General features: G+C 51.5%; 11 protein-coding genes. 4 read left to right on the top strand and 7 right to left on the bottom strand.

Annotated features, from left to right (window positions below; genetic code table 11):
- Positions 1 to 344: 344 nt before the first annotated feature.
- The gene (locus tag AAF564_22035; protein ID MEM8488247.1) at positions 345 to 2,129 is read left to right on the top strand and encodes a GDSL-type esterase/lipase family protein; all 1,785 of its coding nucleotides are present in this window, start codon (positions 345 to 347) and stop codon (positions 2,127 to 2,129) included.
- 15 nt (positions 2,130 to 2,144) lie between these two features.
- On the opposite strand, the gene AAF564_22030 is transcribed toward AAF564_22035, so the two are convergent.
- The 3 genes from AAF564_22030 to AAF564_22020 all read right to left on the bottom strand — a co-directional run bounded on the left by AAF564_22030 (position 2,145) and on the right by AAF564_22020 (position 5,571).
- The gene (locus AAF564_22030; GenBank protein ID MEM8488246.1) at positions 2,145 to 4,415 is read right to left on the bottom strand and encodes a molybdopterin cofactor-binding domain-containing protein; all 2,271 of its coding nucleotides are present in this window, start codon (positions 4,413 to 4,415) and stop codon (positions 2,145 to 2,147) included.
- Positions 4,416 to 4,444: 29 nt separating this feature from the next.
- Entirely contained in the window at positions 4,445 to 4,933 is a 489-nt protein-coding gene (locus AAF564_22025) for a (2Fe-2S)-binding protein (GenBank protein ID MEM8488245.1), read from the bottom strand.
- 107 nt (positions 4,934 to 5,040) lie between these two features.
- The gene (locus tag AAF564_22020) at positions 5,041 to 5,571 is read right to left on the bottom strand and encodes a GNAT family N-acetyltransferase (GenBank protein ID MEM8488244.1); all 531 of its coding nucleotides are present in this window, start codon (positions 5,569 to 5,571) and stop codon (positions 5,041 to 5,043) included.
- 294 nt (positions 5,572 to 5,865) lie between these two features.
- Between AAF564_22020 and AAF564_22015 the strand changes: the two genes are divergently transcribed.
- Positions 5,866 to 6,795, top strand: a complete 930-nt coding sequence (locus tag AAF564_22015; GenBank protein MEM8488243.1) for a DUF6624 domain-containing protein — start codon at positions 5,866 to 5,868, stop codon at positions 6,793 to 6,795.
- A 57-nt stretch (positions 6,796 to 6,852) separates the two neighbouring features.
- Here the strand turns inward: AAF564_22015 and AAF564_22010 are convergent, their stop codons facing one another.
- Both AAF564_22010 and AAF564_22005 read right to left on the bottom strand, forming a co-directional pair.
- Positions 6,853 to 7,020, bottom strand: a complete 168-nt coding sequence (locus tag AAF564_22010; protein ID MEM8488242.1) for a hypothetical protein — start codon at positions 7,018 to 7,020, stop codon at positions 6,853 to 6,855.
- A gap of 111 nt (positions 7,021 to 7,131) precedes the next feature.
- A complete protein-coding gene (locus AAF564_22005; protein MEM8488241.1) occupies positions 7,132 to 8,493 on the bottom strand; it encodes a galactokinase family protein in 1,362 nt (453 codons plus the stop codon).
- A 517-nt stretch (positions 8,494 to 9,010) separates the two neighbouring features.
- On the opposite strand from AAF564_22005, the gene AAF564_22000 reads away from it, so the two are divergent.
- A complete protein-coding gene (locus tag AAF564_22000) occupies positions 9,011 to 9,325 on the top strand; it encodes a hypothetical protein (protein ID MEM8488240.1) in 315 nt (104 codons plus the stop codon).
- 77 nt (positions 9,326 to 9,402) lie between these two features.
- A complete protein-coding gene (locus AAF564_21995; protein ID MEM8488239.1) occupies positions 9,403 to 10,020 on the top strand; it encodes a hypothetical protein in 618 nt (205 codons plus the stop codon).
- Here the strand turns inward: AAF564_21995 and AAF564_21990 are convergent.
- Together AAF564_21990 and AAF564_21985 are read right to left on the bottom strand one after the other, a co-directional pair.
- A complete protein-coding gene (locus AAF564_21990) occupies positions 9,992 to 10,696 on the bottom strand; it encodes an aminotransferase class IV (GenBank protein MEM8488238.1) in 705 nt (234 codons plus the stop codon). The genes AAF564_21995 and AAF564_21990 overlap by 29 nt on opposite strands.
- A gap of 12 nt (positions 10,697 to 10,708) precedes the next feature.
- Positions 10,709 to 12,187 (bottom strand): ATP-binding protein, encoded by a 1,479-nt coding sequence (locus AAF564_21985; protein ID MEM8488237.1) that lies wholly within the window; start codon positions 12,185 to 12,187, stop codon positions 10,709 to 10,711.
- Between the last annotated feature and the right edge of the window lie 233 nt (positions 12,188 to 12,420).

The following is a 12,420-nucleotide window of genomic DNA, read 5'->3' as shown; positions in this document are numbered from 1 at the left end:
GTTGGGGTACAATAAGAAATGTTCAGTGCCGGCGCAGAAGCCAGACTGTACACCAAAGTCGTTTCGAAAGGCTGCAGGCACTAAGAATTGCGAAGCTGTATATGCATACTAACGGTTGTGGTTCTGACCTGAATACAGTATCCAGCTTAATGCGCTTTTTGGCGCATCTCACTGCCAATTCCGCCTCCAAAGGCGTGTGCAAGGATCAATTTTATCGTCTATTTTAGCCGCATCTAATTTACCAAAAGCTAAACCTGGAACACACCATGTTGGAACGGCCATTCACGATTCCCCGTTTCTGTTCTTTCGTCGTCATCCTTCTAACAGCTTCTCTGACCTGGCCAATGGCTGGCTTCGCTGATACAGGAAACGTGGTTGATGTAACACCAACGGACGAAGCGTTGCACTACATGGGCCGCTGGGACATGGCAAATCCCGCCCGCCCTGCTGCCGGCTGGCAAGGCGCCTCTATCACAATGAACTTTACCGGACAGGCCCTCTCTGTTACGCTTGCTGCGGGTACTGCGACCGAGTACTTCCGTGTAGTGCTTGATGATGACACTGCTGGATCCCACAAAATTGCAGTTACAGCCAACAAAGCAACCTATCAGATTGCCACAAGTCTTTCTGCCGGCCCCCACAAAGTGGAAGTGATCAAGGAAACCTACGAAGGTACCAATGCTACCTTTTTTGGATTTAGCATAACGGGAGCAAATGCCGGCACCTTGCCCCCGCCTGCGCCTCCTACGCGGCGAATTGAATTTTATGGCGACTCCAACCTGGCAGGTCAGTCGCTAGAATCAGAAGAAGACGAAGCCTACACGTCTTTGCGGGGTTCATTTTTTGGATATGCCGGCATCACTGCCCGCATGTTCGATGCTTCATACCACAACATTTCAGCAAGTGGCGAAACCATCTCGTCTTTGCACGAAAAATACAACCAGACCGATTGGTGGGACGCGTCAGCCTTATGGGATTTTGACCGGTACCGCCCTGATGTAGTTGTTGTCAACCTCGGCGCTAACGATGTGGGGAAACCGAAGGCGGAAATCAAACAGGACTACCACAACTTCCTGGATGCGTTGCGTACCGTTCATCCTCAGGCACACATTATGCTTTTCAATGCTTTTGGCTGGGATAAAAACGAGCCGGCCAACTACACCCACGAAGTGATTGCGGAACGTAACGATGCCAACATGTCATCTACCATTTTCCCCTGGGTATTTGAGCAGTTTCACGGGAGTGAATATGATCATGCTGGCATGGCGAACGTGCTTGCTACACATCTATCCGGCGTAATGGGATGGACATCCGCTGCTTCAGATGTTGTCAGCGGATTTGGACTCAACGGGGATGTTGCCAATGGCAGTTTTGAAGAAGCGGCACCGTTTGGCGGTTTTGCCTGGCGCTATGCCAACCAGAAAGGGGTTAAACGTATAAACAATCCAGCCAATGCCTATGATGGCAATTACGCAATTCGGCTCTCGCAACGTGCAAGTATTCACCAGCCCAATCCGGCATCCAATGGTGACAACGTGACGGTAACCCTATGGCTCCGCGGTGGCAAAAAGGGAGATAAAGCCAAGCTTGATATCAGCTTCAGAAATCAGCAAATCTATAGCGACCCATTGGAATCAACAACCCAGACTGTCTCACTGTCGCGATCATGGCAGACATACACCATTTCGGCGACGGCACCAACTACGGATGAAGCAGTGTACAACACCCGTATCACCATCAGCGCTGCAGGCAGAAAAGACGTGGTAAACGTAGATGCTGTTTCGATGTCCATCAATGGTTCAACTGGAAGCTTCATCGTGCCTTTTGAGAGAGACGCTTCATTCAACACCCCTTCTCTCGCTCCGCTAACGTTCGCGCTTAATCCGGCATACCCAAACCCTTTTAGCAATCGCACCACCATCAGCTATACGCTTGCTGAAGACGCGCAAGTTCGTTTGGAGGTATTCGATGTATTGGGCCGCAGTGTTGCCACGCTGGTAGATCACTATCAGCCGGCTACCAAATACCAACTGGAATTCGAGGCAGACACGCTTCCGCAGGGCATATACTTCTACAGACTATCTGCGGATGAATACACTGCCACCCGGCTTTTACACGTGAAGAAGTAGCCATCAGCTTTTAATCTACACAAACACATATCCCTGCTTATTCAGCGGCAATACGCGCTCCCTCACGCCCGAAGCAGCAAAAATTGCATTTACAAGTGCCGGCGCCGCAGGTGGTGTCCCCGGCTCCCCAACTCCTCCCGGATATTCATCATTCTCCATAATCGCCACCTCAACACGTGGTGCTACTTTGAGGCGTACCATGTCATACGTCGGGAAGTTGGTTTGCTGGACAGCACCATCTTTCCATGTGATCTCGCCGTAAAGAGCAGCTGAGAGGCCAAAGATAATCCCGCCTTCTAGCTGGGCTGCAACCGTATCCGGGTTAATGTAAGTGCCGCAGTCGATGACACAGAAAAACTTATCTATGCTGTACTTCTTCTCGTCAACGCGGGTGATCTGTGCAACCTGACCCACAATGGAGCCGAAACTCTTGTGCAGAGCAATACCCTGAAAGGTGCCTTCCGGTAGCGGTCCACCCCAGTTACTCATTCCAGCTACCCGGTCGAGTACCTTCTCGAAGCGAGGATGGCTGCCCAATTTGGCTTTTCTGAACTGGTACGGATCCACGCCGGCTGCATGGGCACACTCATCGATGAAACACTCTGTAAAGAAGGCATTCTGACTACTGCCCACGCTGCGCCAGAATCCAATGGGAAGCGGTAAATCCACAGGGCTGAATTTTACACGGCAATTGTTCATCGCATACGGCAGGCCGCGAGCGCCCTCTGTTGAAGGCTCGTCGTGCTCTTTGGATGCAGGAAGTCCTGGCGCCAACCGCTGCATTGCTTGATATCCTACTGGCTGTTGCACGACGTAATTCTCCCAGGCTGCTAACCCACCATCATCATCTACTAGAGCCCGAAATGCGCTCGTAGCAGCTGGCCGATAGAAGTCGTTTTGCATATCTGCTTCGCGTGAGAATACTGTCATCACGGGTGTACCGGGCATTTCTTTAGCAACGGCAGCCGCAATGGTGACGTAGTCAAACTCACCCCGCCGGCCAAATCCGCCACCAAGGTAGGTAGTGTTGATGTGGATCTGTTCTGATGCTACGCCGGTCACTTTAGCAACCTGCTCTAACACAACCGAAATGGCCTGGTGTCCCGTCCACAGTTCAACCCGCCCTTCGTTGTATAACACCGTACAATTCATAGGCTCCATGGTCGCATGCGCAAGATACGGCACATGGTAGGTGGCTTTGACCAGCGCGCCCGTTGGGGTGGCAAATGAGTCATCGGTGTTGCCAACATCCTCGTGAATTGTGGCTTCGCCGGCTGCCATAACTGTTTCCAGCTCTCTGTTGACTTTATCCGTCGACAGGTTTGCATAGCCAGCATCTTCAACTTGTAACTTGAGTATAGCTGCAGCATTCCTTGCACGCCAGGTATTGTTTGCAACTACCGCAGCACCGAAGTCCGTCAAGACCACTTTCTCGACACCCGCCATATTTTCTACTTCGGCCCGATTAGTGATGCCCGTGATTTTGCCACCTACAACATCAGGATAACGTACTGCAGCGTACAGCATGTTGTCGAGTCGGACGTCTATCCCAAATTCAGCAGTTCCGTTCACCTTGCCGGGGATATCGACACGTGGAACAGGCTTGCCAATTTTTGTCCAGGCGCTTTTTTCTTTGAGCGCCGGCAGTTCCTCCAACTCGATCATGGCAGCTTCAGCAGCAAGTTCACCATATGTGAGAGAGCTACCATCATCTTTGTGCACAACGGTGCGATTGCGGACTTCAGTTTGGGCAACGTCCACACCCCACCGATTTGCAGCAGCTATTCGGAGTATTTCACGCGCAGTTGCACCGGCGTAACGCATGTTGTAGAAGCCGTCTGAAATGGTAGTACTCCCACCGGTCCCAACAATGGTCATAAATGCAAACATTTTCTGCTGCACAGAATACCCTTCAAAAAAGTTGGGAGGTTGCTGCGTCACCATGAATACATTGGCGTAAGGCGACTCAGGTTGGGGATGCATCACTTCGATGTTGTCCAACTCAACTTCAAGCTCCTCCGCAATCATCATTGGCAATGAGGTATACACCCCCTGCCCCATTTCTGCGCGCGGAATTGCAAGCGTGATCGAGTTATCCGGTGCAATACGAATCCATGCATTGAGCGAAGCGCCTTCACCCATGCCTGTACCGGAATACTGCTGAATTTTGCGGTTCACGTAGGCCATGCCGCCCACTCCAACAACGAGTCCAGCTCCTAATACACCGCCGGCAGCCATAAACGCGCGCCGGGTCCAACTCGTCTTTTTCTTTTTGTTTTCAGTCATCGTTCTATTTCAAGACCAAGTTGGAAATATCAGGTGGTTTGCTGCTGCTCATTCAGGCGTTTCTCTGCCGCGTCATGAACTGCATCACGGATGCGTTGGTAGGTACCACACCGGCAAATATTGGTAATGGTGCGGTCGATATCGTCGTCGGTAGGCTCGGGGGTGCGGTCAAGCATGGCTTCTACCGCCATAATCATACCCGACTGGCAGTAGCCGCACTGAGGCACCTGGTGATCGATCCATGCCTGTTGCACGGCGGTTCGCTCTCCGTCTTCAGCAAGGCCTTCGATGGTTTTGATTTCCTGGTCGACCGTGGCACCCACAGGGTACGAGCAACTGCGTATCACATTGCCATTCAACATCACAGAGCACGCGCCACAGGCGGCAACACCGCATCCAAACTTGGTGCCCGTCATGTTCAATTCATCGCGCAGCACCCACAGGAGGGGCATCTCTGGCTCAACCTGCAGCGTCACCGCTTCGCCATTTATGTTGAGGGTAATTTCTTGTGTCTTCATAGCTGGTTTTTGATTGGCTGTAAACCTTTTCAGCGGGTGGTCTCTCAAGATAAGAAAACGGTGCAGGGTATGCTTTAGTTTGCGGCTAACGGCATGCAACCCCAACGCTATCGTAGCTTTTTGATAAAGTGTAGTACCATGCTATCATCTACAGGATATTGCTCACCTTTAATGACCGGCTTGTTATCATAGCTGATCCCACAGCCATCGGGAAGGTAGCCACGTCCTGCATAGAGCCGCTGGGCTGCACCGTAATCAGCATAAAGGCCAACACCTATTCCAGCTAGCGGACTCCTGGTTGCTATAGACGACTCTGCAGCATCGAGCAGTTGCGTGCCTATACCACGATTCCTGTAACCGGGCAATACATTCAGGTCCTGTATTTCAGGAATGCCGGCTACAGCAAAAGGTTCATAGCTACTTTCCCATCGCACCAGTCCGTGGCCGGCGTACGCCTCTCCTACCCGTGCAACCAGCACCACCAGCGCGTCCGAGGCTTGCTCTAGCAACCGCGCTTCGAAGTAGCCATCGGGCTTCGCCCAACCCATTCCCAGGAAACCGGCTGCCATCCAGGATGCATCGGTGGGTGTGGTTTTGCGTATTTCGGCTTTGCCGTTCGATAAACGTGATGCTGCCATGGATGCAATTTAATGGTTAAATACGCAACTGCCAAGCTCCCCTCCTTGTCACGCTGAGCCGTGCGAAGAATATGGGCGAGCAGTTGGCTTGGCCTATCCGAGGTCATGTAACAGCCGCATTTGATGCAGGATTCTGTCTTCGCCCGACGCGGTCTGGATACCAGATCTAGTCCGGCATGACGTACGGTATTACCCCCAAACTCCTTACTCCTGTAACCATTCTCGCGACCCAGCCGTTATCATACTGACTAGCTTATCGGAGCCCACAGCGTCATCAAATTATCAAGCAAAGAGATGAAATGTCCACAAAGCGTTATCCTTACGGCGCTCCTTCTACTGCCAGCTCTGGCACAAGCCCAGCCGCTCGTCCCACTACTCGGAGCACCAGAAGATGCTGCAGCCTACGATTATTGTGCCTGGCAGCACAAACAAGGTGCAGATACTACAGGGCTGGCGACCGTGCAACTGACCTATGACGATGAAGGTAGCTTTACGGCCGCAGAGCGGGCTGCCGCTGCGCTGATAGACGCCGGCGTTGCGTCTGCCCAGGCATCAAAAAATCACAAAGCCTGCGTCAAAGCCTTTGATAAGGGAAAAAAGGACTACGACAAGCAGTACGCCAAAGAGTATACGAAGCTTAAAAAGCGCGACAAGTTCGAGCCTTCAAAAGATGCTGCCATAGCAGAAGTCCAACAAAAAATCTCCACGCTATGGGCAGAAGACCAGGCACGGCGCAGGGCGTATAGTCGATTCAGCCAGCAACGAAAACCCGGGACCGAGCTGTGGCGCAGTGCCCTCAGCAGAGCCTACGGCGTTTTGATTGATGTAGAATCAACTACGTATATGAAGACCGTGCTCGACCAATATGACTGGGTCGACAGCCACAGATTCGGCGAACGCATCTCAGCGCATGCATGGCTTCTGGTGCAGCATGCAGACCGCGACCCGGCTTTCCAGGTACTTGCATTGGATCGCATGACGCCCTACCTCGACAACGACGGCGTTAGCAAATCCAACTATGCCTATCTGTTCGACCGGGTTGCAGTCAATCACGACCGCAAGCAGCGCTACGGCACCCAACCGATATGGGAGTGTACCGATGAAGGTCTCCATCTTGCCCCGTTAGAAGAACCAGATACGGTAAACGAACGGCGAGCAACTATGGGGATGGGTCCGGTGGAAGAAAGCCTAGCAGAAATGACCCGTGCTGTCTGTGGGAAATAAGTCGCGGGTAATAATCTGCAGGAAACAGAAAGAGCCGGCCAACTGGCCGGCCGGCCCCTAAATGCCTTTTAATTTGGAAGCAATTGCAAGCAAGGCAACGCTGGCAATCATCATGTAAAAGGTGTAAGCGCCGAGATTCAGATCAAACAGGTTAAATTCCTGGATCATCGCAACAGCTGCAATGAAAATGGCAATCGTCCAGGTGGCTTGTTTAGGGGCGTTCATAATGTGGTCTACCTATTGGTGATAAAAAGCAATACAGGCTCTCCGTCCTTGTAATTAATGCGCCGGATTACCCTGTTTGTAGCATATTCTCACCAATGCGCCGTTTTTGCCTTAAGCCACTGATGAGAGTTTGAAAGCAGCCGGCCCCGTTTCATCTATAAAAAATGACGCTTCGTCCTGCGCAGGATACTGTTGCCTGTATGCAGCCTCCCACTTATCCAGAAATACCGCGGCCTGCGCCTTATCAACCAACGCCCAAACCGATCCTCCATAACCGGCGCCAAATGCAGAAGCAGCTACAGCGCCGTTTGGCCTCGCCAGGCCGGCAAGTGCTATCGTTTCAGGCACCTGGTTGCCCAATCTCTTGACCGCATCGGCAAGAGAACCCCGGACATGTACACCGAGCGATAACTGGTCCCCGTGCTGCAAGGCCTCAACCGCTCCGGGAATGTGCTGCGTGGTCTCCCGAACAAACTGGACAAAACGATCAAGGAGGCCTTCTTCTTGCGCGCCCAGTTCACTCAAAACGACCTCCGAGTCGAACGATTCATCAGCCACAATATCCGCTAGCGAGTTTGCATGGTGGCTGAAACGGCCGTTCCACCACGACAGGATGTTGGTAACCCGCGTGCTTGCGGCATTATAAGCAGCTTTGGCAGCACCGGTTTTTTTTGCGCGTACGCCGCTCACCCCTACACAAAACACCAGATCTTCGGGTAATGGGACGTGGTTAATCACGCGGGTCGGCTGAAATGCAGCGTGGAGTATATGACGTGGTTTTGCACAAACAATTGCTGTATGGTCCTGGCTTCCGCCAAGCGTACCCACACCACCATCTCCTATCAGTTGTTTATAAGATTTGCCGTTCTCGATGTGCCCGAGGTAGTCTGCCAGGTTGGTCTCTGTTTTAATCGCCTTAAGATAGCCCGGATGTTTTTCCAGTGGACCAAAGCATGACAATCCTAAAAAGGTAACGATAATAAGTGCACTGGAACTGCTCATGCCGGCAGCCCGTGGTACATTGCTGCTGAATCCGATTACTCCGCCTTTTGCAGGCATATCAAAATTCGCTCGAATCCGTTTTATCACGGTCTGTGGATATAAAGCCCAGGGCGGCAGTTCGCCGGCCACATCTCCCTGCGGATTGAAGGTGCATGCGACGCCACGGCCCGCATCCAGCATTGTGATATCGTTTGTTTGACCTGGACACACAAGGACAGCAAATCCGCGTTCGGAAGCGGTAAGCAAACTAGATCCGCCGGCGTAATCGGTATGTTTGCCGAGCACCTCTATCCGGCCGGGCACCCAGCATGCAATCACTTTGCTGTCAGCCGATAGACCAGCGCCACACATAGTGCGCGCTACATCCTGGAAAAGTTTAGCCACCTGATCGAGTGCGGCTGATGCAATACCGCCGGCCCTCAAACGGGCCTCAATCGCCCTTTTATCCAAAAAATTTTGGAGAATATCCATTATGTGCTTAAGTCGGCCACAAATTGGTCGATAAAACATTCGGGTGATCTATCCAATAAAAAATCCTCACCAGATTCCTTCCTCGTGGATAGTCGCCTAATAGCAATCACAAGCTCCTATCTAAGTCGCGTTTAATACGCGGAAATGCAAATGACCACAATCTCAAAACGGCCACCTCGTAAAACCTTAACACGCATATCCAAACCGGTTTCTGTCTTCGAGCATGCAACGCTTCCGGTGTTTATTGAAGCGCTGTTTCCAGAGAGAGGGCCCCCGACAATAGCGTTGCGTCACTAAATTTCGCCGCGCTGCACTGGGTGCTGGTATCTTTACCGATTGCATCACACCGGCACCCAGCGTAGCAATGTCAATCCTCACCAATCCCCTTCTTCCCATCGCGCATCTTTTAATGCCATAACACATCTCTGCATCCTCTCCTCCACCAAATTAGTTCTACCTGCGTATTGCCTCGCTGCCTGCTTCCCGCAGGCAGCGAGGTCCCTGACCAGCATGCTGCGTGAAACGTTCTTACGCCATATCCCGATATAAAAAAGGCCGGCTTTGCGGCGCCAAACCTTTTGAGCTCTTGATGATCGCTTACAGCGAAGCCATCTGGGGTTGCACAACCCGCAACGCGCCACACGCAATCACAGCAATTCAGGTACTTATTGAGAGCCTGCAGCACTCAAAAAACAACAGCCTTTCAGAAAGTCTCGACCAATCATACACGATCTGCCTCAACCTCATCCACAACAACAAATTCGAAATCGCTGCCAGTCTTTTGCAGGCATTGCGAAAAACATGGCGTGAAGCGTACGAATCGCTGTATTAACGGTATGCTTTTAAGGTAAATGATGTAGTATATTGGGAGCGTTCAATTTTCTCCAACGCTTATCACTCCCTAAGCCCATGCGTTTCTTTGCCACGTGCCTTGTATCTACGTTGCTGCTTTCCGCAATCGCCCTGGTTTTCCCCTGCTCCCTGCTGCACGCTCAATCACTTCCTGCAGCTGACATTCAGATTGCCGGCGCGACATCTCCTGCTCCGGAAGACCTCAAAGATGGCGCACAGGTCCTGGGTTTTAATGAAGCGGGTGACATGATTGAACTGCGCGCAGGAAACAACGATTTCATCTGCCTGGCAGACAATCCCTTTGACGACCGTTTTCATGCGGCCTGCTATCACAACACCATGGATCCCTTCATGTCGCGCGGCCGCCAACTCAAAAAAGAAGGTGCTGATCGGAATACATCAAGAGAAACACGTTTAAATGAAATTGAAGCCGGCACACTCAAAATGCCAGAAGAACCAGCAGCATTGTATCAGCTTTTTGGTAGTGCAAGCAGCCTCAACCTCGAAACCGGTGAAGTATCTGACGTGCGGCCCCTCTATGTGATGTACATGCCTTACGCAACAACTGAATCAACCGGACTCTCAAGCCAGGCTCCGATGGAAGGTGCTCCCTGGTTGATGGACGCCGGTCTTCCCTGGGCACACATTATGTACTCTCCGGCTTCGGGAAACTAAGCACCTCAAATTTGCCGCGACAGACGTAGCGCCGGAGCCCCTGAACCGCATTTGTCAGATACAAGTCTGATGCCTGCATCAATTCAGCCCGTCGAATGGGCCGCACCTTAATTTGTGGGCACCTGGATAAAATCTGCTTCCGATACACACCCTGCAAAACACCACTTGCCGGCGGAGGTGTGAAAATGGTGCCGGCTATTCGAACAAACACATTGTGCCGACTACCCTCGGCAAGCATCCCGCGGGTATTGAAAAAAAGTACCTCATCATAGCCTGCTGCGCCTGCACGCGAAAATTCTGACTCATACAGCGCCCGTCGCGTCGTTTTATGGTGGAAGTAAGGATTCGCCTGATCAACCAACAGCGGCGAAATGCAAAGCTTTCGATGCCGCCTAGGTATCCGAATAACCCGGCTTGCTGTGCCGGCAAAAACACCATCGCTATTTAGTGTTATGCGTACTTTATGCGCGCCATCTCCTTTAATATCGCGTGCAATAACTTCTTTGATACAAGTATTAGCAGCACTGCTGTCGAACGGGATGGCAAAATGGGCCGCTGAAGCAGCCATGCGGGCAAGGTGATCAGACAGGAACCGTATGCGATGCCTGTAATGCATCGTTTCGATCAACGAAAAAGAGGTTGTGTGCGGCACAGCAGTACCAGCAGTTACTGACATACAGGATATAGATTACTCAGACTTCCCTTCTTCTGTAGCCGTTGCAGGTCGTTCTTGTTCCACACTCATGTTGATGGGCACAGAGAGAATGAAGTTAGAACCAGCCTGGTTGCTCTCTTTCAAGACGAGGTCACCGCCAATTTCTCGTGCAAGTTTTCTCGCAATCGTTAGTCCAAGTCCAATGCCACCGGCTGATCTGGTATCTGAAGAATCAACAGCCCGAAACGGTTCAAAGATCTCTGCTTGCCAGTTCTCCGGGATGCCTATTCCGGTATCTTCTACTGCGATTACCAGCATGCTGTCTGAGTCGAAAGAAACGGACAATCGGATAACACCTTCCGAGGTAAACTTAATGGCATTGTCGAGCAGGAGTCGCAATATGCGTTTTAGATGGCCGGCATACACAACCACATAGCGCTCTTCACCTTCAAGTTCCGGATACTCAAAAGCCAGACTCTTGAGTTGACAATCGTACCTCGCCTTCTCGATCAGTGGATCCAGCAGGTCATAAATCGACATGCTTTGAGGTGTCTCGCCAGACAACGTGCCGGCACTGGTAAAGTCGAGCACCAACTCGATAAGCTCTAGCAAATTGTAAGATGAACGCTGAATAATGTCTACATAGTCGCGCTTGTCATCCTCAAGCTCTTCCGACAACAGAATGGACGAACATCCGATAATGTGATTCAGCGGTGTGCGCAATTCGTGGCTCATAACAGCCAAAAAACGCTGTCGCACCTGCAAGGCTTCTTCCGCTATTTCTCGTGCAGTATGCTCCTTGGCGCGCAGCACCTCTGCCTCGGCACGCGCAGCCTCTACAATTTCGAGTCGCCGCCGCAGTTCATCTTCATTGGCAGCAATCTGACGCACCGCGTAATCAGCCCCAACAATCACCCGGTACATCCGGCGGAGGCTTGCCAACATTCCCATCGAAGCCTGATAATTGAAAGAGTACACAGCCTTTCGGTCGGTACAGCTGTATTCGAATTCTTTGTAGTCGATTTTCAGCTGCTGAAAAATGGCCTCATAAGCAGAAGCCGACATGACAAGAAAAGAGCGGGAAGCTGTCAGGTGCTCAGGGATGGTGATGTGCGCTTCGCAAATACTGCGGGCTTTGTCAATTTTGGTTTCAAACTCAAGACCCTTGAAGAACGTCCGCATGATCAGTTCATTCATGCGCATCAACATGCTGCCAAGATCAGCAAAGAAGCCTACCAGGCGAAGAAGAAAGATAGCAGACGGGGCCTTGAACACATCGTAGCCAACCTTCCTCAAATCTGTGTCTGAGCCCACTTCCTCATGCAAGCGATTCATGATTTGAACCCAGTCATCCCATGGAATCCACTCCGGACAATTATCCGCACGATACCCCAGTCCTTCAAAGAGATAGGACTGATTCACATGGGCAAGATCAAGAGACTTGCCAACCATGTTCAACGCGCGGTGGTTTACCTTGCCGGCGCCATTTTCATGTGTTTCAGGGTTATTCATTAGAAAGGGGTGTACCTGACATTAATGCAGGTCAAGGAGGGACGTTGCAAACACGTTACCTGGTTACACAAATAAGCAACTACAGGGACCGTGTTACACCTTTCAAGGAATATCTACGCGCTGCTGCCCAAAAGGAAATGGATGCGGCTAACAACAGACCAGGAGTGGATGAGTTTCAACCTGGACTTAAACGAGGGCCGGCAATTCCCGTGCGATAAAGCGATTTTATATTT

It is taken from the genome of Bacteroidota bacterium, from assembly GCA_039111535.1.
GTDB lineage: Bacteria > Bacteroidota > Rhodothermia > Rhodothermales > JAHQVL01 > JBCCIM01.
This window is presented reverse-complemented; position numbering and strand designations above follow the sequence as displayed.